The sequence below is a fragment of the Streptomyces sp. NPDC019224 genome, from assembly GCF_040632605.1.
In the GTDB taxonomy this organism is placed as follows: domain Bacteria; phylum Actinomycetota; class Actinomycetes; order Streptomycetales; family Streptomycetaceae; genus Streptomyces.
In genome coordinates this window covers 20,148-42,914 of the sequence record NZ_JBEYCF010000017.1, presented here as the reverse complement: position 1 = coordinate 42,914, position 22,767 = coordinate 20,148, and the positions used below count along the sequence as shown (strand labels likewise).

Here is a 22,767-nt window from a genome sequence, read left to right as displayed (position 1 = left end):
TTCACCGTACACCTGAAAATGTCCCGACGAGACAGAAGTCTCGCCGGGACATGGAGTGCCTGGTATGTACCTGTTACCGCCCGCTGCCCACCTCGGCGGGCCGCCGCATCGCCTCGGGCCCCGTCGGCTCGGACGGGGCGGGGGCGGCGGTGACCCGGCGCAGGGCCAGTACGGCGATGTCATCGCGCCGCACTCCGCCGGAGAACTCCTCCAGGTCGCATTCGAGCGCGTCGAGCAGTTCCCGGGGAGGCCGGCGCGCCCAGCGGCTCAGCCGGCTGTCGAGCGGGTAGAAGTGCCCCTCGGCGTCGCGCGCCTCGGTCACGCCGTCGGTGAACATCAGGAGCGTCGCGCCGGGCGGGAAGTCGAGCCGTTCCGCGGTACGGCCCTCGCTGCTGAGTTCGGCCATGCCCAGCGGTACCGAGGTACGGCGCAGCGGGACCGGGACGGCCACCCCGCCGTGCACCAGGCGGGGCGGCAGATGGCCGCAGTTCACGGCCCGGACCCGGCCGTCGCCGTCGAATCCGAGCACGAGCGCGGTGACGAAGCGTTCCGTCTCGCCGGTCTGGGCAGAGAAGGCGTTCTGCCGGGCGACGGCGTCCTCCAGGCAGTCGACGAGGCCGACGAGGGACGGCTCGCGGATGGCCGCCTCGCGGAACGCGCCGAGGACGGCGAAGCCCGCCCCGATGGCGGGGAGCCCCTTGCCCTGCACGTCGCCGATGATCACACGGGTGCCGTGGGGCGACTGCACGACCTCGTAGATGTCCCCGCCGACCAGGCGGTCCTCCTCGATCGGCGTATAGGTGCCGTGGGCGGTGATCTGGTCGGTCGGGATCGGCAGGGGACGCAGGATCTGGCGCTGGAGCGCCACGGCGGCGGAGCGGAGCCTGGCGATCTCGGTCGCGTGCCCGACCCGCAGAGCGCAGGCGCCGACGCTGAGCAGGCCCGCGAACACGGTGAAGACGAGGCTGCTGATCACGTCCCAGGGGATGCCGCCGATCGCCAGCCGCGTCACGACGGCCACTCCGGTGACCCAGGAGGCCACGAGCACGGTCTGGGCGACGGTGCCGAAGGCCGCGACCAGGGCCGGCGCGACCACCAGCAGCGGTGTGAGCTGCAGATCGGCGCCGGAGAGGACGTCGAGTGCGACGATCACGGCGGTGAGCAGAGCCAGTCCGCCGGACAGCGCCCCGTTCCCGAGGCGTGGGGCACGTGCGGCAGCCTCCCCCGCCTCGGCGCCGGGAAGTGCCACGCGGGGCGCCGGCCGGCTCAGGGGTCCGAAGGTCACGGCTCTCTCCTTCCGGGATCTGCCGGCCGGGTGCCGGCGCTCCCTTCCATTCGACCCGGAAGTGAGACAGAACACATGAGTCCTACGTCCCCGGCGCACCTGCCGAAGGTCCCGGAACGCGGAGCGGAGTGGCTGGGCGCGGGGAAACCGACCTGCTCAGCGCACGGCCGTCGCTGTGCCGACGGGTTGACCGGACGTGGGCCCGGCCGCCCGGGCGGGTACGAGGGCGGAGAGGAAGGCGGTCCGGCGGCGGAGCACGAAGCCCAGCGATTCATAGAGCCGCACGGCCCCGGTGTTGGCGGCCGCGGCGTGCAGGAACGGTGTCTCGCCCCGCTGCCTGATCTCGTGGGCGACGGCGCGCACGAGTCCGCCGCCGAGGCCCTGACCGCGTACCGACTCATCGGTGCAGACCGCGCTGATCTCGCTCCAGCCCGGCGGGCGCATGCGTTCGCCGGCCATGGCGACGAGCACCCCGTTCCGGCGCACCCCCAGGTAGGTGCCCAGTTCGACGGTCCGGGGCTCGAAGGGACCCGGCCGGGTGCGGGCGACCAGGTCGAGCATCTCCGGCACGTCGGCGGGGCCGAGCCGAACGGCTTCCGGGAGGGGCGCCGCGTCCACGCCCGCGTCCACCAGCTGGACGCCCTCGGCGTGGAAGACGACCTCCCAGTCCTCGGGCGGGGGCTCCCGGAACGCCGTGATGGTGACGGCTCCGCCCGGTCCGGTGAGCGCCGCCGCGTCGGCCCAGTCGGCGGGGCCCGGGTCCGGCGGGAGCGCGACCCAGGGGGCGACTTCGGCGGGGTAGCGCAGCACACGGCCGCGACGCTCGGCGAAGTGGGCGTGCGGGCCCCGCAGGGCGGTGCCCACCGGGTCGTCCAGGGGGTGGCCGGCGCTGCCGGGGATCAGGGGCGCGCTCACGCGGGCACCTCGATCACGGTCGTACCGAGCGCGTGGCCGTCCTCCACCGCGTGCAACGCCTCGCCCGCCACGGTGGGCGAGGCGGTCCAGATCTCCGGCATGAGCTCCTTCTCCCCTGGTCCGTACTCCGGCGCCCGGCTGTCCCGGGCCACAGCTGCGGCAAGGACGCGTGGCGCGCGGCTATTCCCGTACCGTCGGTTTCGACTCGACTCCAGCCGTGTACGAGCCGGTCGGCCCCCGCGGTGCGCGGTCCTGTGGCACGCTGGTCTAGGCCGCCCCACCGGGCTCCCCCGTACCGGTGGGGCGGCTCCTGCCGTACGGCGGTGGCCGCCCCGGACCGGTCAGCCGCCGTCGCGCTCGGGGGCCCTGCCCGCGTAGTAGGTGGCGATCATGTCCTCGTCGCCGTGTCCGTCCGCCTCCGCGCGCTCGAAGCGGGCGGCCGAGGCGGCCGTCAGGTCCAGCCGGACCCCGGCCTGCCCGGCCGCGTCGAGGATGAGCCGGGTGTCCTTGAGGGCCGTGGACAGGGCGAAGCTCGGCGTGAGGTCCCCGTCCAGGACGGCGGCCGACTTGGTCTGCAGGTAGCCCGAGTCGAGCGGCCCGCCCTCGACGACGTCGAGGAACGCGCGCGGGTCGACGCCGAGCCCTTCGGCGAGGTTCAGGCACTCCGCGACGCCGCCCACCATGTTGATCACCCACGCGTTGAGCACGAGCTTGAGCCGGGAGGCCGCTCCCGTCTCCTCGCCGGCCCAGACCGTGCGCTGCCCGATCGCCTCCAGCACGGGTTCGACCACCGCGCGGGCCGCGGCGGGGCCGGAGACGAGGACGGTCAGCGCGCCCTGCTCGGCGGGCTGCCGGGTGCCGGAGACCGGGGCGTCGAGGTGGACGAGCCCCAGGTCCGCGGCGCGCTGGGCGAGTTCGACGGCGCCGTCCGGGCCGACCGTGGAGGTCTGGAGGAGCACCTGCCCCCGGTGCAGCCCTTCGGACGCGGCGGTGAGCGCGGCGGCGACGGCGGTCGTGTCGGTGAGCGCGGTGAGTACGACGTGGGCGCCACGCACGGCCTCGGCCGCCGTTTCGGTGACGGTGGCGCCGTCGGCGGCGAGCGGCGCGGCCTTGGCCTGGGTGCGGTTCCAGGCCCGGACCTCCAGACCGGCGCGGAGCAGGCTGCGGGCCATCGCCGCGCCCATGATCCCGGTGCCGAGGACGGCGACGACCGGCCGCTGCGGTGCTGCGGGGACTGCTGAGGTCATGGGGGTTCCCTTCGTCGGCCGCGCCCAGGCCCGGTGCGCGGCGGCTTCGGCTTCTCAGGCTTGCCGCAGCGCGCCCTCCAGCACGGCGGCGTGTACGGCTCTGGCGAGTCGCGCGCCCCAGCGGGAGCGCGGCCCGGCGAACGGTTCGACGGCCCCGGTGTCCGGCGAGGCGACGGGGGCGGCGACGCAGACGGTGTCGGTGGGGGTGCCGGAGCAGTCGAGCCCGGCGTCCAGGAGCGCCTGCACCTTGGCCTCCGTGGCGGTGGCGACGGCGTTGACGAGCGCGGCGTCGGACAGGGGGACGGGCAACGTCACCACGATGTTGACGGTGCCGGGGCGCGGCGGCCCGCCGGTTCCCTCGCCCGGGACGGCGGCCCAGCCGCGTACGCCCAGGCCGCACGTGGCGGTCGCGTGCACGCCCTCGTCGGCGGCGGCGGTGTACGCGGTGACGTCCGCGGCGGTCATCAGGCCGGCGCCGGGGCCGGTGAGGTGCGCGGCGGCGGCGATCTCGGCGAGGTGGCGGTCCGGGTCCATGCGCGGGTACCCGCCGGGCACCTGCGCGTTGAGGATCCAGTCGCGCGGGCCGATGCCGCCGCCCAGGACCGCGCTGCTGCACACCCGCCACCCCGGTCCCAGCCGCCATACGAGGTGGTGCAGGTCCTGACCGTCCTCCCGCCGGGCGAGCAGCTCTCCGCGCTGTTCGGGGAGCCGGATGCGTACGGAACGGATGGGGCACCCCCGGTGGCGCGGCAGGACGTCGGTCGGCATGGACCCGCCGATCATATGTGCCGGGGCCGGGGCTCCCGGGAGCCCCCCTCCCCTCTCTGTGGCGCCCGCCACCCGATTCGTTCACCCGGATGGCGTAATGGGCGCAAGTGCCTCGCACCCGCGTGACACGGGGGCTGCGGCGGTCCGAGGCGGATACCGCGCGCCACCCCCGGTGGCCGGGCGGTTGCAGCGTCCATCCGGGTGAGGCGCGATGGAATCCGGACGCGCCTTCTCTGCTGGACCCAACCCACAGGACGCGCCCGGGCGAGGAGGAATCGGATATGGGAGCCGCTGACGGTTTCACGGATTCCGGAGAGCTCGACGGCCTGACGGTGTACGACACCGAGGGCGAGAAGATCGGCAACGTGGGCCGCGTGTATGTCGACGACAACACCGGCCGCCCGGACTGGATCACGGTGAAGACCGGCCTGTTCGGCATGAAGGAGAGTTTCGTGCCTCTCGCCGGAGCCCGTCGAGTGGGCTCCGACCTGCACATCTCCCACAGCAAGGACCAGGTCAAGGAGGCGCCCCGGGTGGACGCGGACGCGCACCTGTCCGTGTCCGAGGAGGAGGAGCTGTACCGGCACTACGGCCTGACCCGGAACACCAGGGGCAACCTCGGCGACCGCTCCGGGACCGGCGCACCGACCACCACGGGCACCGGCACCATGGGCGCGGCGGGCGCCGGCGCGGCAGCCGGGGCCGGGGCCGGTGCAGGGGCCATGGGTGCGGCAGGCACCTCCGGCATGGACCGGACCGGGACGGCCGGCACCGGGAGGCACCGGGACACCGACGCCGCGGGCGCGGCCCGTCCGCTGGCCGGGGCCGGCGCGGGTGCCCAGCGGTCCGGCGCCGGCATGGGTGGCAAGGAGGAGATGATCCGCTCCGAGGAGCAGCTGCACATCGGCACCGAGGAGTACGAGAGCGGCAAGGCCCGTCTGCACAAGTACGTCGTCACCGAGAACGTCACGCGCAGCGTGCCGGTCTCGCACGAAGAGGTGCGCGTGGTCCGTGAACCGCTGCAGCCGGGTGACCGGACGGTCGCCCGCGGGGACCTCACGGAGCAGGACGTGGAGGTCACCCTGCACGCCGAGCGCGCCACGATGCGCAAGGAGACCGTCCCGGTCGAACGCGTGCGGATGGAAACCCAGAAGGTGACGGAGCAGAAGGAGGTCTCCGCCGAGCTGCGCAAGGAACAGATCGACTACGCGGACGGCACCACCAAGGGCGGCAAGGACATGGGCGGCAAGGACACCGGCGGCGACCTGGGCCGAGGACGCCACCGCTGACCCCCGCCGGCATGACCGCCGCAGCGCACGACAAGCGAGGGCGGACCCGCGGACGGGTCCGCCCTCGCCTGTGCCCGGCTGGTGCCGTGCCGGTCAGGGCAGGAAGCGTACCGAGGGGCGGCCCTGCGGCCCGTCCGGTGTCACGACGGCCCGCACCCGGTAGACGTCCTCGATCAGCTCCTCGGTGATCACCTGCGCGGGGGTGCCCCAGGCCACCGCCCGGCCTCCGCTCAGCACCGCGATCCGGTCGCAGAACATGGCGGCCAGATTGAGGTCGTGCAGGGCGATGACGGCGGTCAGGGGCAGCGAGGTGACCAGGGAGAGCAGTTCCAGCTGGTGCTGGATGTCCAGGTGGTTGGTCGGTTCGTCCAGCAGGAGTTCACGCGGTTGCTGGGCCAGCGCGCGGGCGATCTGGACGCGCTGGCGCTCCCCGCCGGAGAGCGTGTGCCAGGACTGGCCGCGCCGGGCGGTGAGGCCGGTGCGTTCCAGTGCCTCGTCCACCGCCGCCGCGTCCGCCTCCGTGGGGGCCGACCAGGCGCGGCGGTGCGGGATGCGGCCCAGGCGCACGACGTCCAGGACGCTCAGCTCGTCCTGGGTGACGGCGTGCTGGTCGACGACCGCGACCCGCCGGGCCACGGCGCGCCGGCCGGCCGCGGCCAGGGGTTCGCCGTCCAGGGTGACGACGCCCGCGTGCGGGGCGAGGACCCCGGCCAGGATGCGCAGCAGCGTGGACTTGCCGGAGCCGTTGGGGCCGAGCAGCCCCACGGTGGTGCCCGGCTGCGGGGCGAGCGTCACGCCGTCCAGGAGGAGCCGGCCGCCGGCTTCCCGGCTGACCCGGCAGGCACGCAGGCCCTCGGCCGCTGTTCCGGTCACGCGGGCCGCCTGGTGCGGTAGAGGACGAGGACGAAGGCGGGCACCCCGATCAGGGCGGTGACGACACCCACCGGGACCTCCTGCGGGTCGAGGACGGTCCGGGCGAGCGTGTCGACCCAGACGAGGAAGACGGCCCCGGCGAGCGCGGTGAGCGGCAGCAGCCTGCGGTGGCCGGAGCCGGTGAGCGCCCGGACGGCGTGCGGCAGGACCAGTCCGACGAAGCCGATGGCCCCGGCCGAGCTGACGAGCGCGGCGGTCAGCAGCGCGGTCGTGCACAGCAGGACGGTGCGGACGCGTCCGACGCGCACACCGAGGGCGGCGGCCGCGTCCTGGCCGAAGGCGAACGCGTCGAGCGTACGGGCGTGGCCGAGGCAGATCAGCAGGCTCACGCCGAGGACGGCCGAGCAGACCCATACGTCGGTCCAGCCGACCCCGGCGAGCGAGCCGAGCAGCCAGAACAGCACACCGCGGGTCTGCTCGGCGTCGGCGGCCGTCATGACGACGAAGGAGGTGAGCGCCGAGAACAGCTGCATGGCGGCGACACCGGAGAGCACGACCCGGTCGGTGCCGCCGCCGAGGGTGTGGCTGAGCAGCATCACCAGCGCGAAGGAGCAGAGCGCCCCGAGGAAGGCCCCGGCCGGCAGCGACACCGCTCCCCCGCCGACGCCGAGCACCACCACCAGGACCGCGCCGGTGGACGCCCCGGAGGAGACGCCGAGGACGAACGGGTCGGCCAGCGGGTTGCGCAGCAGGGACTGCATGACCGTCCCGCAGATCCCGAGCCCCGCTCCGCAGACGGCGGCGAGCAGGGTGCGCGGCATGCGCAGGTTCCAGATGATGCCGTCGCGGATCGGGCTGAGCCGTGCCTCGCCGATACCGAGGTGGGAGGCGACGGCGGACCAGACGTCCCCGACGGAGATCCGGGCCGGGCCGATGGTGACGGCGACCGCGATGGACAGGGCGAGCAGCAGGGCGCCGCCGGTCCACAGGAGCCCGCCGGGAAGGCCCCGCAGGCGGGGGCGTGCGCCGGCCGCCGGCGCCGGGTGCTCGCGCGGCGCCGCGGCCCGTTCGGTGCCCGTCATCCCGCGAGCCCGAACTCGCGCAGTGCGGCGGCCAGTCGCTCCACGCCCTCGACCGTTCGGATGGTCGGGTTCATGGCCTGGCCGCTGAGCAGGACGTAGCGCTTGCGGCGTACCGCGTCCATCTCCTTCGTGACGGGGTTCGACTCCAGGAAGGCGATCTTCCCGGCGGCGCTCTCCGCGGTCTGCGAGGTGCGGGTGAGGTCGCCGATGACCAGGACGTCCGGGTTGCGGTCGGCGACCGTCTCCCAGTTGATCCGGGGCCATTCGTCGTGCGTGTCGTCGAAGACGTTCTTCACGCCGAGCTCCCGGCTGATGATGCCCGGCGCCCCGCAGCAGCCCGCCAGGTACGGAGCCTCGGAGTTGGCGAACCAGTACAGGACGGAGGTGCCGGAGGCGTCGATGCCGTCGGTGGCCTCGCGGATGCGGGTGCGGAGCCGCGCGACGAGCTTCTCGCCGCGTTCGGGCACGCCGAACAGGCGGGCGAGGTCGCGTACTTCGCCGTAGACGCTGTCCATCGTCAGGGCGCCGGTGCGGACGCCGTCGCCGTCCTCGGTGTTGTCCTTGGCCGTGCAGTCGGCGGGCGAGACATAGGTGGGGACGCCCAGCTTCTCGAACTGGTCGCGGGGGGCGACGCCGCCCTTGGCGAGCGTCGACTCGAAGGAGGCGCTGACGAGGTCGGGCTCCTGGTCGAGGACCTTCTCGGACGAGGGGCGGTTGTCGGCGATCCTGGTCACGCCCGCGTTGGCCTTCTCCAGACCCTTCATCACCGGGTCGGTCCAGGTCGCGGTGGCCGCGATCCGGTCCGCGAGGCCCAGCGAGAGCAGGATCTCGGTCGAACCCTGGTCGACGGAGACCGCACGCCGGGGCGCGGCGTTCACGGTGACGGTGCGCCCGCAGTTCTTGAGGGTGACCGGATAGCCGCCGGACCCGCTCTTCTCGCCGGCCGCTTCGGGCGGGGGCCCGCCGCAGGCCGTCAGGGGCAGGAGTGCGGCGGTGAGCAGGGCGGCGGAACGGCCACGACCTATGAGCGGCACGGGAGATACCTCGGCGTCTCTGGGCCCATGCGCGGGACCCGCTGTACGGAATCCGCCGCCCGGTCCCGGGCTGCGGTCGCCAGCAGGTCTTCGGACTCGGGTTCACGCGGACGGGACGCCTTCCCGGGGGACGAGGGTCTCCCAGTGGCCGTGGCCCCGCCCGTCCCCCTCACCGCTGCGCGTCAGTTCCGGATTCACACCGGATTCCCTGACTCCTGGGGGCGTCCGGCAAATCCCCGCGGAGGAAGGAGCGGCGGCCGGTGCGTGCGATCGCAAGACGCCGGAAAGTCCTTGGATGGGGCCTACCCTGCTCATCAAGAGCTTGGGGAAGGAGCTACCAGGGCTTTCGGCAACGCCGCGAGCGTGCGTGCCGGGCGGCGCGACGCCGCGGGGGTTTGCCGGACGCCCCCGTGGTGGAGTTCGACTGGCCCCGGCACGCTACCACGAGCGTCCGGGCAGCCCGGTGCCGCCCGCGGCCGGTGACGAGGGGCCCCCGTTCGCCACCGGCCGGCCGGTCACGGGCGCTGGAGCGCGACCACCGCGTTGTGCCCGCCGAAACCGAAGGAGTGGCTGACGGCCCGGCGGACGGGCCGCACCAGCGGCTGCTTGGTGACGCAGTCGATGTCGAAGCCGGGCGCGGGGGCGTCCAGGTTCGCGACGGGCGGGACGACTCCGCGCTGGAGCGTGAGGATCGTCAGCCCCGCCTCGATCGCCCCGGCCGCGCCCATGCAGTGGCCGAGCACGCCCTTGGGGGCGGTGACGGGTGGCCGGTGCGGGTACATCCGGCTGATCAGCGCGGCTTCGGCGGCGTCGTTGTGCACGGTCGCGGTGCCGTGCGCGTTGACGTGCTCGACCTCGTCGGCCCGCCAGCCCGCGTCGCGCAGCGCGGCCTCGACGGCGGCGCGGGCGATCCGGCCGTCGGGGTGCGGGCTGGTGGGGTGGTGGGCGTCCGTGGTGGCACCGGTGCCGGCGAGCAGGGCCCGGGGCTCGGCACCCCTGGCCTCCGCGTCGGCCGCGCGCTCCAGCACCATGACGGCGGCACCCTCACCCATGACGAGTCCGGCCCGGTCGGCGGCGAAGGGCCGGCTGAGCCGGGCCAGGTCGCCGTCCGCGCGGGCGGCCGCCCCGGACCGGGCGAACCCGGTCATGGCGATCGGGAAGACCGTCGACTCGGTCGCCCCCGCGATGGCCAGATCGCACTGCCCGGTGGCCAGCAGGTCGCGGGCGACGGACAGCGCGGTGACGCCGGACGAGCAGGCCGTGCAGGGGGCCATGCTGGGGCCGGTGGCCCGCATCTCGATCGCGATCTCGGCGGCGGGCATGTTGGGGATGGTCAGCAGGACACCGGCCGGTGAGGTCGCCTCCGGTCCCCGCCGCTCCAGTACCAGCGCCTGGTCGGTGAGGTGTGCGGAGCCGCCGCTGCTGGTGCCGACGACGACGGCGACCCGGCTGCCGTCCCAGCCCGCCGGGTCGAGCCCCGCGTCGGCGACGGCCTCCCTGGCGGCCAGGACCGCGAACTTGACGTACCTGCCCATCCGGAAGGCCGTACGGCGGCCGATCGCGGCGTCCAGGTCGATGCCGTCGACCACGCAGGCGAAGTCGATCGCGCACCCTTCGAGCGCGGCGACGGTGCGGACCGGGCTCACCGCGGCGCACACCCCGTCCCAGGTGGACTCGGTGTCGTTGCCGACCGGGGTGATCATGCCCAGCCCGGTGACGGCGATGGCCGGTGTCCTCATCGGGCCGTGCCCGCCGCGGCCCCGTCGCCGGCCGACGCGTGGAGGTGCGCCGTGAGCTGGGCGAGCGTGGTCTGCCGGTGCAGCGTGCCGGTGTCCAGTTCGACCCCGGTGGCCTCCCGGAGGACGACGGCGAACTCGGCGGCCGCGAGAGAGTCCATGTCCAGGCTGTCCATCGTGGATTCCGGGAGGATCTCGGCCACGGGCACCTTGAAGGTACGGCTGAGTACGTCGGTGATCCGGGGGTGAATCGTGCTCATGGTCTTCCTTTCCTCATGTCCATCCGGTGGGGGTGTCCGGCGTCGGCGCGCACTGCCCCGACGTGGAACAACTGAGCAGCGGCGCTCCGGTTACGCCTTGCGGCGAACCGATTCGCCACCGCTCGTCCGCGGCGCCCCGCGCCACCGCGCGAGCAGGGCGACGGCGGTCCAGTGGGCGAGGAGTACGGCCCCCACCCCGAGGGCCTGTACGGTCTCCGCCGCCCGTCGTGCACGCCTGCCCCTCATCGCCCCGCCTCCGCGTGCCAGTGGGCCTCGGGATCGTCGTACGCGTCGGTGTAGCGGGCCCCCGTGATCGGCCAGTCGGCGAGTACCTCGTCGGGGAGGGCGAAGGACTCGGCGAGCTCCGGGAGACGGGGCGCCACCGCGGCGATGAGCTGTTCGGTGTGGTCCGTCAGCGCCTCGACCTGACCGGGGCTCAGGTGGCCCGCCGCGAGCAGGTCCCCGCTGACGCGGGCGACCCGGCCCAGGGCGAACAGCCGGGCCAGCTCGCCCAGCCGGTCCCGGTCGGACCCGGCGGGCAGCGCCTCGACCGCGTCGGCGTACGCCTCGGCCGCCTGTCGGCAGGCGTGCGCGTCGACCCCGCGCAGCGCGGGGCCCGACGCCGCGTTCCACCGCTCCAGCGGGTCGCCTGGCGCCACCGGCGCCATCCGGGCCCCGGCGCGCGCGAACCACAGCTCCTCCGCCCGCGCCAGGAGCCTGACCAGGAACCGCAGATCGGTGAGGTCGCCGGTGACCGGGGCGGCCGGCTCGTGCGCGGGGCCGGCCGCGAGCAGGGCGGCTGCGGCCCTGGAGTGGACGGCGAGGTTGTCGCCCTCGGCGGTGATGGCGCCCTCGACGCCGGTGACGAGCACGGACATCCCGTTGTTCTCCAGCAGCCCCTGGGCGCCGCAGCGTTCCCGGGACTCGACGATCACGGCACGGGCCTGCCAGGTGATCCACCCCTTGGCGATGTCGACCAGCCGTTCGGCCGCCTCGCGCTCGGGCTCGGGCCCCGCCTCGGCCGCCTCCCAGCGGGCCAGGACGCGGCGGTGCAGCAGGCTCATGGCGAAGACGGTGGCCATGGCCTCGGCGAGCGGCCCGTGATGGGTGCGGTACGCGAGCACCGGCAGCCGCGACCCGCGCCCGGCGGAGACATGGCGGTGGCCGCCGTAGCGCACCGCGACGGCCAGCGTGGCGCGGGCGGAGCCGACGGCGCTGGCGCTCATGCAGATCCGGCCCGTGACGACCCGGGCGATGGAGGCGAGGAAGCGGCGCCTGCGGCCCTCGACGGCGCTGCGGAACACCCCGTCGTCGTCGATCCGCCCCTGCGGGCCCGTCAGCAGGGCCTCGCGTCCCACGAAGACGTGGTCGAAGGAGGTCAGGCTGTGGTCGACGGGGCTGCCCATGCGCGCCGGGAGCCTGCGCACGCGTACGCCGGGCAGGGGGCCGGTGGCGTCGGTGAGGGGCACCAGCAGCAGGAACACCCCGTGGTCGGTTCCGCCGGCGAGCAGGCGGGCGGCGACGAGCCCCGACTTGGGGCCGCCGACCGGCCCGGTGTTGGGCATGAACTTCTGCGCGCCGCAGTGCGGGGTGTGCAGCACGAACCCCTCGCGTACGGGGTCGTAGGTGGCGGTCGTCTCGACGGCGGCGGCGTCGTTCCCGTGCGCCACCTCCGTGCACAGGAAGGTCCCGGTGCGCCGCAGCGCGAGGAAGTCGGACAGGTCGCGGGGGCCGTCGGCCCCGTGGTCGAGGAGGCTGCCGAGGAACAGGTTGTAGTGGATGCCGGCGATCGTCGCGAGAGCCGGGTCGACGGGGGCGAGCCATTCGTGCAGCGCCGCCAGCGCCCGGGGGTCGGAGGCCGGGCGGGCGGCGCTGTCCAGGGCGTTGTTGAGGGTACGCAGTCGTGCGTACGCGCGTGCGAGCCGTTCGTCGGGGGTGCCGCCGCTCTCCGGCGCGGCGGGCGGGCGGAACGGTTCGGTGGCGACGAGCCGCCGCCAGAAACCGTGTTCGCGGCGGGCGTCGGCGCCCAGGAGTACGGAGGTGAGCGGGTGTTCCAGGGGCTCGGCGCCGGTCCCCGTGGCGCCGGTGCTGTCCAGCATGGTGGTCATACAAAGCTGAACGACCGGAGCGCGGTCAGGACACCGGGATCGCGCAGTTGTTCACCTGCCGGCGTGCCGGGAGCGTTCGAAGGCGAGCACGACGTTGTGCCCGCCGAAGCCGAAGGAGTGGCTGACCGCCCGCTCGACCTCCTGGCGGCGCGGCTGCCCGGTCACACAGTCGATGTCCCACTCGGCGGGCGGGGCGTCCAGGTTGGCGACCGGCGGGACCACTCCGTGCTCCAGGGTCAGTACGGTGGCGGCGGCCTCGATCGCCCCGCCGGCGGCGAGCGTGTGCCCGAGGACGCCCTTCGGGGCGGTGACCGAGGGGCGGTGCGGGAAGAGACCGGAGATCAGCGCGGCCTCCATCGCGTCGTTGAGCGGGGTGGAGGTGCCGTGCGCGTTGACGTGGTCGACCTGGTGCGCGGCCCAGCCCGCCGATTCCAGGGCGGTCTCGGCCGCGCGCCGGGCGCCGAGCCCCGCGGGGTCGGGGGCGGTGGGGTGATGGGCGTCGGTGGCGGCTCCGGCCCCGGCCAGGACGGCCCGGGCCCTGGCGCCCCGGGCCCTCGCGTGCCCGGCCCGCTCCAGGACCAGCACGGCGGCGCCCTCGCCCAGGACGAAGCCGTCGCGGTCGGGGGCGAAGGGGCGCGAGGCCCCTGCCGGATCGCCGGTGCGCGTCGACAGCGCGCCCAGCTGGCCGAAGGCCGCGACCACGAGGGGCGTGAGGACGGATTCCGCGCCGCCCGCGACGACGATGTCGCACCGGCCGGCGGCCAGCAGGTCGTGGGCGGTGGCCAGGGCGGTGGCGCCCGACGCGCAGGCGGTGGCCGGGGCGAGGCTGGGGCCGTGCGCGCGCAGGTCGATGGCGATCTCGCCGGCGGCCGCGTTGGGCATCATCATCGGCACGAGGAGCGGGGACACGGTCTGCGCCCCGCCTTCGTCGAGCCGGCGGACGTTGTCCACGAGGACGGGGACCCCGCCCACGCCGACGCCCAGCACGACGCCCACCCGGCCGCCGTCCCAGCGGTCCGGGCGCAGTCCGGCGTCGGCGACGGCCCGGCGCGCGGCGACCAGGGCCATCTTCACGAACCGTGCCATCCGCCAGCCGGCGCGCCCGCCCACGGCCTCGTCCAGGTCGGTCCCGTCGGCCCGGCAGGCGAAGTCGGCGGGCAGGCCGGCCAGTTCGTCGCAGCGCCGGGCCGCCGACCGGCCCGCGCACAGCCCGGCCCAGAAGGTGTGCTCGTCGTCGCCCGCCGGGGTGACCAGGCCCAGGCCCGTCACCACGGTCGTCGTCCTCTCGTCCCGCGCCATGCCGCGGCCCTCCCCTGTCCCGTCCGCCCTCTGAAGGGGAACGCGCCGGGGCCCGCCGAGGGTGCGGGCGGAGCGGGCCGAATATCGGTGGCGGCGGGTCCGGCCCGTTCAGTGCCGGCCGAGCGCCTCGCGCAGTTCGGTCCCGTCGGGCGGGTTGGCGCCGGCCCGGGAGACGGTGACGGCCGCCGAGGCCGCCGCGTGGCGCAGCACGTCGCCCACCGCGTGCCGGTCCAAGGACCGCAGCCGTTCCCGGCCGGGCTCGCCGAGCAGGCCGTGGGCGGCGAGTGCGTGCAGGGTGCCGGACATGAAGGCGTCGCCCGCGCCCACCGTGTCGACGACCTCGACGGGGAGCGCGCCGATGTCCACCGGTCCGCCGGGCAGCAGCGCCGTGGCCCCCTCGCGGCCCCGGGTGACGAGGACGAGGGCCGGTCCGGCGTCGAGCCACCGCCCGGCCGCGTCCGCCGCGTCCTGGCCCGGGTACAGCCAGTCCAGGTCCTCGTCGCTGGCCTTGACCACGTCGCTGAGGCCCACGCACCGCTCGACCCTGCGCACGGCGGCCCCGTGGTCCCCCATCAGCGCGGGCCGCACGTTGGGGTCGTAGCTGACGGTGGCGGCAGGCCGCAGCGACTCGACTGCGGCGAGGACCGCGGCCGCCCCGGGCTCGGTCACCGCCGCGATCGAACCGGTGTGGACGTGCCGGGGCCGCCGGTCCAGGGCGACCGGGCCCAGGGTCCAGGCGATCTCGAACGCGTACGAGGCCCGCCCTTCGCCGTCCAGGGTGACGACGGCCGAGGGGGTGGGGTCCGGGGCGCCGTCCGTGCGCACCTCCACCCCGCCCCCGGCGAGGTGCGCGCGGATCAGCCGGCCGTTGCCGTCCGGGCCCAGCTGGGTGAGCAGGGTCGTGTCGTGGCCGAGCCTGGCCAGACCGTGGGCCACGTTGGCCGGGCTGCCCCCGGGGTGGACCCGGTCGGGGGCGCCGGGGAGCCGGACGATGTCGGCGACGCATTCACCGATGACCAGGAAGTCGGGTCGGTCGAGCATGAGGGCGGGATCTCCCGGGGTGCGGTGACGGGGTGACGGGGCGTCCGCCCGCCGGTACGACGTTCCGGACACCCAGCACCCTCGCACGCGGCGGGCCGCCGGCGCGCGGCGGGTGCGGCACGCCCCCGCCGCGTCGCCCCCGGCACACCCAGGGCCTGTATGGAGGTGTCCCGTGGAGCAAGGAGCGGTGTCCGGCGCCGTCGAATCCAGGGCGGAGGAGGGAGGCGGATGGGGTCCCCCTGTTCCAGCGAAGCCGAGCACTCGGGGAAAGGAGCATCGTCGCCCGAGGACAACGCCGGAGGCGGTGGCGCCGGACACCGCGACGCCGCGGGACAACTCCCTACCGGCCCTAAGCGCCCAGCGCGTCCGCCACCAGCTCCAGGAACCGGGCGTGGGCGTGGGCGCTGCACACCGGCTCCGGGTTCCACGGGACCACCCGGGCCGCTCCGGCGACGGCCGCCCACTCGGCGTTGTCGCGCAGTTCGTCGAGCGGGGTGGCGTTGGCCCGGATGTCGGCGAGGACGACGTCCGGGCGCAGCGCGGCGGCCTCGGCCCAGCCGGTCGTGGCCCAGTTGGCGCCTGGCCCCTCGGCGGGTTCCAGCAGGTTGACGCCCAGGTCGGCGAGGACCCGCAGTTCGGGCCACATGCGGGGGCGGGCCAGATGGGTCTGCTCCTGGCCGGCCGGTGACAGGGCGAGGACCCGCGCCCGGTGCGGGCCCGCGGTCAGGGCGCGGAGCCGGTCCCTCGCGGCGGCCAGCTCCCGGGTCGCCGCCGCGGGCTCCTCGGCGCCGAGCGAGCGGGCCAGCTCCGCGAACCGGTCACCGACCTCGGCGAGGGTGCGCGCCTGGCCCACGTCGATGACGACGACCGGGACGTGGCCCTCCAGGTGCTTGGCCGTTTCGGGGTCGAGGCCGTAGACCTGGCCGCCGCCGTAGCTGACGGCGACGACGAGGTCCGGTGCGCCGCGCAGTAAGGCGTCCACGTCCAGGGTGGCGCCGGCCCCGGCGTACGCGATGCCGTCCAGCGGCAGCGAGCCGGTCTTCGCGGGGTCGGGGGCGGCCGGGTCGTCGTGGCCGGAGCCGAAGAGCCCGGCCGGGCGTATGCCGTGGTCCCACAGGGTCGCCCCGGCCTGGATGTAGGCGAGCACCCGCTGCGGGCGCTCCCCGGTTGCCGACAACTGCCCCCGGTCGTCGGTGAATTGCCACACGGTCCGCTCGTTCACGTCACACGCCTCCCACCGGGACCCGCCGCCCGGGCGGCGGCGGTCGACGAGTACCTGCCCAGCAAATGCGGGCGGCACCCGCCGGGGCGGCGACGGGCCGGGGATCCGGCTACGGATCCGGCTGCGTGCCGCGTACGAGGTAGGTGACGGGGCCGGGGTCCGGGACGTGGATCTCGGTGAAGCCGAGCCGGTCGTAGAAGGCCCTGGCGGGGGTGTTGGAGGTGAGCATGGACAGGTGGACGCCCTCCACCCCCCTGGCGTTCAGGGCCGCGAGGAAGGTGCGCATCAGCGCTCTCCCGTACCCCTTGCGCTGCCAGTCGGGCAGCAGGTCGATGTGCAGGTGGGCGGGGTGGCCCGCGAGTTCGGCCAGGACCATGCGCTCCGGGTTGTGCAGGAGGAGGGTCATCTCGTCGCTGGGGCTCTGCGGCGGGCCCTCGGGGAGCGGATGCCGGTCGGCGACCCGGGGCAGCCAGTGCTCGCGGAACTCCTTGACGAAGCGCGGGGTGTCGGCGGTGCCGAGGATGTAGCCGACCGGGCGGCCCGTGCCGTCGTCGAGGACGAAGGTCAGCTCGGGTTCCAGGTGTGCGTAGGGCGTGGCGAAGATGGACGGCACCAGCTCGTGGTCCGGGTACAGGTCCCGGGCGTCGCCGCCGCCCGCGGCGGTGCGCATGCAGATGTCCGAGAGGGGGGCGCTGTCGTCGGGTCGGTAGGCCCGTGGGCCGGGAAGGTGGCGGGTCACGGGCTCATCCTGCCGACTCTGAGAGCGCTCCCACAAGGGGTCAGGGGTTCACGGCCGTGAGGAGGACGACGGCGTCCTCCAGGGCGAGCAGCCCGTGCCGTTCCTGCGGGATCGGGTGCAGCCGTCCGGGTGTCAGTTCCACGTCGCCGGAGGCGGCGGTGAGCCGGACGGAGCCGCGCAGGACCTGGAGCGAGGCGGCGGGCGGGGCGTTGTGCTCGTCGAGCGCGGAGCCCGAGGTCAGGGCGATGACGGTCTGCCGCAGCGGGTCCTGGTGGAGCAGGAGGTGGGCGCTGCGGCCGTGCGGCGCGGCGCGGGCGGCGGCCAGGTGCTCGGCGGCGAGGGCGTTGAGATCGTTCGGAGCGTCCATATGCCCACTGTGCCGCAGCCCCCGCCCGCCCGCGAACCTGCCGCACGGGCCCGGTCGCGCTCCCACGCGGCCGGGCCCGTGCACCGGCGTACGGCCGGGGGTGTCGTCAGGCGCGCAGCCACACCGCCGTGTCCCGCGGGAGGCGGCCCGCCTCGTCCAGGGGCCCGCTGGCGAGCAGCACCGCGCTGTGCGCGGGCAGCTCCGCGGCCTCGGCGGCCAGGTTGACGACGCACAGCAGTCCGTCGGTCCTGGCGAAGGCGAGCACCCCGGGCGCGGCGTCGAGCCAGGTCAGGCGCCTGATTCCGGGCTCGCCCCCGGTTTTGAAGCCCGGCTCGGTGCGGCGCAGCCGCAGGGCCTCGCGGTAGAGGCCGAGCATGGAGTCCGGGTCGCCGGTCTGGAGGTCGGCGGCGTACGCGGACCAGCCGGCCGGCTGCGGGAGCCAGGGCTCCTCGGTGGCCCCGAATCCGGCGTACGGTTCGCCTGCCGCCCAGGGCATGGGCACGCGGCAGCCGTCCCGGCCCGGGTCGGTGCCGTTCTTGCGGAAGTGCATCGGGTCCTGGATGCGGTCGAGCGGGATGTCGGCCTCGGGCAGCCCGAGTTCCTCGCCCTGGTAGAGGTAGGCCGCGCCGGGCAGGGCCAGCGAGAGCAGGGCGGCGGCGCGGGCCCTGCGGGTGCCGAGGGCCAGGTCGGTGGGGGTGCCGAAGGTCTTGGCCGCGAAGTCGAACCCGGTCTCCTCGCGGCCGTAGCGGGTGACGGTCCGGGTCACGTCGTGGTTGCAGAGCACCCAGGTGGCGGGGGCGCCGACGGAGGCGTGCTCGGCGAGGGTGTCGTCGATGGCCCCGCGCAGCTTCTCCGCCTCCCAGGGGCAGGCGAGGAAGTTGAAGTTGAAGGCGGTGTGGAGTTCGTCGGGGCGCAGGTAGCGGGCGAAGCGCTCGGTGTCGGGGAGCCACACCTCGCCGACGAAGACGCCGCCGTACTCGTCGGCGATGGCGCGCCAGGAGCGGTAGATGTCGTGGAGTTCGTCGCGGTCGACGAAGGGGTGCGGGTCGGTGCCGATGACGAAGTCGGGCAGTGCGGGGTCCTTGGCGAGCAGGGCCGCGGAGTCGATGCGTACGCCGGCGACGCCGCGTTCGAACCAGAAGCGCAGCACGTCCTCGTGTTCCCGGCGGACCGCGGGGTGGGCCCAGTTGAGGTCGGGCTGCTGGGTGGCGAAGAGGTGGAGGTACCACTCGCCGTCGTCGAGCCTGGTCCAGGGGGTGCCGCCGAATTCGGAGACCCAGTCGTTGGGGGGGATCTCGCCGTTCGCGCCGCGGCCCTTGCGGAAGTGGAAGAGGTCGCGCTCGGGGCTGCCGGAGCCGGCTTCGAGGGCGGCGCGGAACCAGGCGTGCTGGTCGGAGACGTGGTTGGGCACGATGTCGACGATGGTGCGGATGCCCAGTTCGCGGGCCTCGGCGATGAGCTTCTCGGCTTCGGCGAGGGTGCCGAAGGCGGGGTCGATGGTGCGGTAGTCGGCCACGTCGTAGCCGCCGTCGGCCAGCGGCGAGAGGTACCAGGGGGTGAACCAGAGGGCGTCCACGCCCAGTTCGACGAGGTAGGGCAGCCTGGCCCGTACCCCTGCCAGGTCGCCGGTGCCGTCGCCGTCGCCATCGGCGAAGCTGCGTACGTAGATCTGGTAGATGGCGGCGTCGCGCCACCAGGGTGCGGTGGCCTCGGACGGACGGTTGGCTGCCACGGGGCGTTCCTTTCGGGCAGGTGGGACTCCGCCGCCGGCCCGGCCGGCGGGGCGGGATGGGTGAGCCGGCGGCGGAGTGCTGAGGGGAGGGCGGTCCGGGGGCGCGCCCCGGGGCTGGGCGGTTCAGCCCTTGAGGCCGCCCGCGGTGAGACCGCTCATGATGTTGCGCTGGAAGAGCAGGAAGATCAGCAGCGTCGGGATCGACGCGATGGTGAGTGCGGCGATGAGGACGTTCTCGGGTACGCCGCTGGCCAGGGAGTAGATGCCCACGTTGAGGGTCTGCTTGCTCGGGTCGGGCAGGGTGAGCATCGGCCAGAGGAAGTCCTTCCACACGCCGACGACGGCGAAGATGGAGACGACTCCGAGGATCGGCCGGGAGATGGGCAGGATGATCGAGCGCAGGGTGCGCAGGGGTGAGGCGCCGTCCATGGCCGCGGCGTCGAGGAGTTCGCCGGGGATGGAGTCGAAGAACCGCTTCAGCAGGAAGATGTTGAAGGCGTTGGTGACGGACGGCAGCCAGATCGCCCAGGGCGAGTTGACGAGGTTGCGCTGGATGAGGGGCACGTCCAGGACGGTGAGGTACTGCGGGACGACGAGCACGGTGGCCGGGATCATCAGGGTGGCCAGCATCATGCCGAGGATGACCTTGCCGAACACCGGCCGCAGCTTGGACAGCGAGTAGGCGGCGGCGACGTCGAAGATCAGCTGGAAGGCGAGCGCGCCGAAGGCGTAGTACAGGGTGTTGAACAGCAGTCGGGACAGGTCCATGACCGTCCAGGCCTGGCTGTAGTTCTCGGTGTGGAGGGAGCTGGGGAAGGCCGTGGGCGGGCTCTGCACCACTTCCTGGGTGGTCTTCAGGCCGCCGGTGACCATCCAGTACAGGGGGCCGAGGAAGACCGCCGTGAACAGGACCGTCACCAGGCCGAAGACGATCCAGTAGACGGCCCTGCCGCGGGACCTGCCGAGCTGGGCCGGCGAGATCAGGGTGCGCTGGCGGCCGCGTTCGGCGGTGCCCTCGGACCTGCGCCGGGCGGACGTGCGTGGAGTGCTCCCGCGCCGGGAGACAAGTGTGTTCGATGCCATGGTCCTGGCTCCCGTCCTAGTCTTCGCTGCTGCGGCTCAGTCGTACGTACACCGCGGAGAAGCCCGCGAGGACGACGAGCAGGACGAGGCCGAGTGCCGCCGCGCTGCCGTAGTTGTTGAAGTTGAAGGCGTACTGGTAGATGAGGTAGACGACGGTGGTGGTGGAGCCTTCGGGCCCGGCGCCGTTGGTGAGCAGGAACGGCTCGGTGAAGACCTGCATCGTCGCGATGATCTGCATGAGCAGCAGGAGCGAGAGGATGAGGCGGGTCTGCGGGATGGTGACGTGCCAGATCTTGCGCAGCAGTCCCGCGCCGTCGAGTTCCGCCGCCTCGTACAGCTCGCCCGGGATGCCCTGGAGCGCGGCGAGGTAGATGAGGGTGGCGCCGCCCATGTTCATCCAGGTCGCCGCGATGACGACGGAGAGCATCGAGGTGCTGGTGTCCTGGAGCCATTGCTGTTCGGGCAGGTGGAAGACGGCCAGGATGCGGTTGAAGAGGCCGTAGCCGGGGTCGTAGAAGTACTTGAAGAGCAGGACGGAGGCGACCGGCGGGAGCATCACGGGGAGGTAGACGAGGAGCCGCAGGTAGCCCTGTCCGTGCCGGAACTCGTTGAGCACGACGGCGACGGCGAACGGTACGACGAAGCCGAGGAGCAGGGCGAGGACGGTGAACAGCAGGGTGTTGCGCCAGGCCTGCCAGAAGGCCGGGTCGTTGAAGACGTAACTGAGGTTGGACCAGCCGGCCCAGGTGGTGGTGCCGTCCTCGTTCTTCTGGAAGGCCAGGATGAATTCCCGGACCATCGGATACCAGGAGAAGAGCGAGAAGCAGAGCACCGCTCCGATCAGGAAGCCGTGCGCTGAGATGTTGCGGCGCAGGGCGCGCAGGAACTCCTCGCGGGCGGAGTCCCGGTGGGCGGGGCCTGGGTGTCCTGTGCGAGGCCTGGTCGCCTTGCGGGGGGACAGGGTTGGGGCCGACATGGCGTCTCCTCGGTGCCGGTGTGCTGCGAGCGCGGTAGCGGACGGGTCCGGATGCGGGGCCGGGTCCGCGTGACCCGGCCCCGCGCGTCCGTTACTGGTTCGCCAGAACCTGGTTGACCTGCTGCTCGGCGGTGGAGAGCAGCTTGTCGATGTCCGCGTCCTTGTTGGTCAGTACGCCGGACATGGCGTTGTCGAGGATCTTGTAGATCTCCTGGGCCTTCGGTGGCTCGGCCTTGCCGGGGACGGGGTTGTCCATGAAGGCCTTGAAGTTCTCGACGGGCATCGTCGCGTTCGCGGCGCGCGCGGCGTCGTCCTTGGTCTTGCTCTCGCCGAGGAAGAAGTTGGGCTGCGGCAGGCCTACGGGGAGCTTGTCGGCCTTGGTGCGGGCCCAGTCGAACTGTCCCTTGCCGGGGGTGAGGTTCTTGAAGTTGAGCCAGGCGATGGCGGCCTTGATCTGGTCGGGCGAACTGCCCTTCTTGATCAGGTAGTTGTTGCCACCGAAGAGGGTTCCCTTGCCGCCGGGGATGGGGCCCAGGCCGAAGGTCTCGTACTCGGCGCCGAGCTGCTGCACCATGTAGGCGATGTCGTCGGGGGCGGCGAGGAACATGCCGAGCTTGTCGCTGGCTATCTGCTTCTGGAGGTCGCCCCACTTGAGCAGCTGGGTCTTGCCCATGCTGTCGTCCTCCCAGCGCATGTCGTGCAGCTGCTGGAGGACCTGCCTGCCGGTCTCGTTGTTGAAGGCGGCCTTCTTGCCGGAGGCGTCGACGACCTCTCCGCCGAGGCCGAACTGGGTGGCGGCGAAGTGCCATCCGCCGTTGTTGCCGGCGCTGTACTCGCCGTAGCCGGAGATGCCCTTGCCGAGGCCCGCGATCTTCTTGGCGGCGGCGCGGACCTCGTCCCAGGTGGCCGGCGGCGTGTTCGGGTCGAGACCGGCCTGCTCGAACAGCTTCCGGTTGATCATCAGACCCATGGTGTAGTTGCTGGTCGGCAGGCCGTAGAGCTTGCCGTCCTTGCGGGCCACGTCGACGACCTGGGGCTGGATGTCCTTCAGCGCGGGGACCGTCTTGTCGTTGACGTACGCGGAGATGTCCTCGGCCCCGTCGTTGTCCAGGACCTGCTGGAGGTCGCTGAAGTAGGCGTAGAAGACGTCGGGCTGCGACTTCCCCTTCAGCATGGCGGTGAAGCGGGGCGGCTCGTTGCACTGGCCCGGGGTGGACTTCCCGTTGATCGTGACGTTCGGGTACTTCTCGTTGAACGTCTTGATGTCCTCCTTCCACTCACGCAGCTCCGCCGCCTTGGCCGCCGGCGGCATGCAGTCGATCGAGATCGTCACCTTGGTCTTCGGGTCCAGCGGAGCCGAAGGGTCGGAGGAACCCTTGGACGAACTGCTCGAGTCGTCGCCCTTGCTGCTGCTCGTGCCGCAGGAGGCGAGCGAGGTCAGGGCAAGTGCGGTGACGAGGGCAGCCGCGGAGGCACGGCTGATACGGCGTGTGCGGTGCAACCCGGCACTTCTCATCGATGATCCCCTTCGGGCATGAGCGTGGATGGCCCTCGGCCGGCTGGCTGCCGGGGCGAGGCACACTCAACCAGCGTCGACATGTGAACGCAATATCTCGCGCAGTTTTCGTAAAAGTTTGACAGCCTTAGGTACGCCGCATGCGGAAAACGGCGCGCGAACAGCACGGGGCGCCGCCCGGCGGGCCGGACGACG

The 22,767-nt window shown here is 73.6% G+C and carries 20 protein-coding genes and 1 riboswitch; of the genes, 1 reads left to right on the top strand and 19 read right to left on the bottom strand.

Features of this window, described 5'->3' with window-relative positions; genetic code table 11:
- Positions 1-73: 73 nt before the first annotated feature.
- From ABZ564_RS13745 to ABZ564_RS13730, 4 genes are all read right to left on the bottom strand, one after another.
- Positions 74-1,285 carry a PP2C family protein-serine/threonine phosphatase gene (locus ABZ564_RS13745; RefSeq protein ID WP_360854633.1) on the bottom strand — a complete coding sequence of 404 codons (1,212 nt, stop codon included), beginning with the start codon at positions 1,283-1,285 and terminating at the stop codon, positions 74-76.
- A gap of 156 nt (positions 1,286-1,441) precedes the next feature.
- Positions 1,442-2,200, bottom strand: coding sequence for a GNAT family N-acetyltransferase (locus ABZ564_RS13740; RefSeq protein ID WP_360854630.1), 759 nt, complete (start codon positions 2,198-2,200; stop codon positions 1,442-1,444).
- Positions 2,201-2,541: 341 nt separating this feature from the next.
- Positions 2,542-3,447: an NAD(P)-dependent oxidoreductase gene (locus tag ABZ564_RS13735; protein WP_360854627.1), complete on the bottom strand. Its 906-nt coding sequence runs from the start codon at positions 3,445-3,447 to the stop codon at positions 2,542-2,544.
- A gap of 54 nt (positions 3,448-3,501) precedes the next feature.
- On the bottom strand, positions 3,502-4,215 hold the full coding sequence (locus ABZ564_RS13730; RefSeq protein WP_360854624.1) for an adenosylcobinamide amidohydrolase: 714 nt from the start codon (positions 4,213-4,215) through the stop codon (positions 3,502-3,504).
- Positions 4,216-4,496: 281 nt separating this feature from the next.
- On the opposite strand from ABZ564_RS13730, the gene ABZ564_RS13725 reads away from it, so the two are divergent.
- Positions 4,497-5,504: a PRC and DUF2382 domain-containing protein gene (locus ABZ564_RS13725; protein ID WP_360854621.1), complete on the top strand. Its 1,008-nt coding sequence runs from the start codon at positions 4,497-4,499 to the stop codon at positions 5,502-5,504.
- Positions 5,505-5,597: 93 nt separating this feature from the next.
- Here ABZ564_RS13725 and ABZ564_RS13720 read toward each other — a convergent pair whose 3' ends face one another.
- The 15 genes from ABZ564_RS13720 to ABZ564_RS13650 form a co-directional block, all read right to left on the bottom strand.
- Positions 5,598-6,377 (bottom strand): ABC transporter ATP-binding protein, encoded by a 780-nt coding sequence (locus tag ABZ564_RS13720; protein WP_360854618.1) that lies wholly within the window; start codon positions 6,375-6,377, stop codon positions 5,598-5,600.
- On the bottom strand, positions 6,374-7,459 hold the full coding sequence (locus ABZ564_RS13715; protein WP_360854615.1) for an iron chelate uptake ABC transporter family permease subunit: 1,086 nt from the start codon (positions 7,457-7,459) through the stop codon (positions 6,374-6,376). Before ABZ564_RS13715 ends, ABZ564_RS13720 begins: the two co-directional genes overlap by 4 nt.
- Positions 7,456-8,493 (bottom strand): ABC transporter substrate-binding protein, encoded by a 1,038-nt coding sequence (locus ABZ564_RS13710; protein ID WP_360854612.1) that lies wholly within the window; start codon positions 8,491-8,493, stop codon positions 7,456-7,458. The genes ABZ564_RS13715 and ABZ564_RS13710 overlap by 4 nt, the downstream gene beginning before the upstream one ends.
- An 84-nt stretch (positions 8,494-8,577) precedes the next feature.
- Positions 8,578-8,703, bottom strand: a riboswitch (cobalamin riboswitch).
- Positions 8,704-9,008: 305 nt separating this feature from the next.
- On the bottom strand, positions 9,009-10,232 hold the full coding sequence (locus ABZ564_RS13705; RefSeq protein ID WP_360854609.1) for a beta-ketoacyl-[acyl-carrier-protein] synthase family protein: 1,224 nt from the start codon (positions 10,230-10,232) through the stop codon (positions 9,009-9,011).
- A complete protein-coding gene (locus ABZ564_RS13700) occupies positions 10,229-10,489 on the bottom strand; it encodes an acyl carrier protein (protein ID WP_360854606.1) in 261 nt (86 codons plus the stop codon). Before ABZ564_RS13700 ends, ABZ564_RS13705 begins: the two co-directional genes overlap by 4 nt.
- Before the next feature lie 242 nt (positions 10,490-10,731).
- On the bottom strand, positions 10,732-12,588 hold the full coding sequence (locus ABZ564_RS13695; protein ID WP_360854603.1) for an acyl-CoA dehydrogenase: 1,857 nt from the start codon (positions 12,586-12,588) through the stop codon (positions 10,732-10,734).
- 60 nt (positions 12,589-12,648) lie between these two features.
- Positions 12,649-13,896, bottom strand: a complete 1,248-nt coding sequence (locus ABZ564_RS13690) for a beta-ketoacyl-[acyl-carrier-protein] synthase family protein (protein WP_360854600.1) — start codon at positions 13,894-13,896, stop codon at positions 12,649-12,651.
- A 108-nt stretch (positions 13,897-14,004) separates the two neighbouring features.
- Complete coding sequence (locus tag ABZ564_RS13685) at positions 14,005-14,937, bottom strand: carbohydrate kinase (RefSeq protein WP_360854598.1); 933 nt, start codon at positions 14,935-14,937, stop codon at positions 14,005-14,007.
- A 349-nt stretch (positions 14,938-15,286) separates the two neighbouring features.
- A complete protein-coding gene (locus tag ABZ564_RS13680) occupies positions 15,287-16,159 on the bottom strand; it encodes an ABC transporter substrate-binding protein (RefSeq protein ID WP_360854595.1) in 873 nt (290 codons plus the stop codon).
- 109 nt (positions 16,160-16,268) lie between these two features.
- A complete protein-coding gene (locus ABZ564_RS13675; RefSeq protein WP_360854593.1) occupies positions 16,269-16,898 on the bottom strand; it encodes a GNAT family N-acetyltransferase in 630 nt (209 codons plus the stop codon).
- Positions 16,899-16,938: 40 nt separating this feature from the next.
- Positions 16,939-17,265 carry a cupin gene (locus ABZ564_RS13670; protein ID WP_360854590.1) on the bottom strand — a complete coding sequence of 109 codons (327 nt, stop codon included), beginning with the start codon at positions 17,263-17,265 and terminating at the stop codon, positions 16,939-16,941.
- Between the two features lie 106 nt (positions 17,266-17,371).
- Complete coding sequence (locus ABZ564_RS13665; RefSeq protein ID WP_360854588.1) at positions 17,372-18,997, bottom strand: glycoside hydrolase family 13 protein; 1,626 nt, start codon at positions 18,995-18,997, stop codon at positions 17,372-17,374.
- A gap of 123 nt (positions 18,998-19,120) precedes the next feature.
- A complete protein-coding gene (locus tag ABZ564_RS13660; protein ID WP_360854585.1) occupies positions 19,121-20,080 on the bottom strand; it encodes a carbohydrate ABC transporter permease in 960 nt (319 codons plus the stop codon).
- A gap of 16 nt (positions 20,081-20,096) precedes the next feature.
- Positions 20,097-21,056, bottom strand: coding sequence for a sugar ABC transporter permease (locus ABZ564_RS13655; protein WP_360854582.1), 960 nt, complete (start codon positions 21,054-21,056; stop codon positions 20,097-20,099).
- A gap of 91 nt (positions 21,057-21,147) precedes the next feature.
- Complete coding sequence (locus ABZ564_RS13650; protein ID WP_360854579.1) at positions 21,148-22,572, bottom strand: extracellular solute-binding protein; 1,425 nt, start codon at positions 22,570-22,572, stop codon at positions 21,148-21,150.
- Between the last annotated feature and the right edge of the window lie 195 nt (positions 22,573-22,767).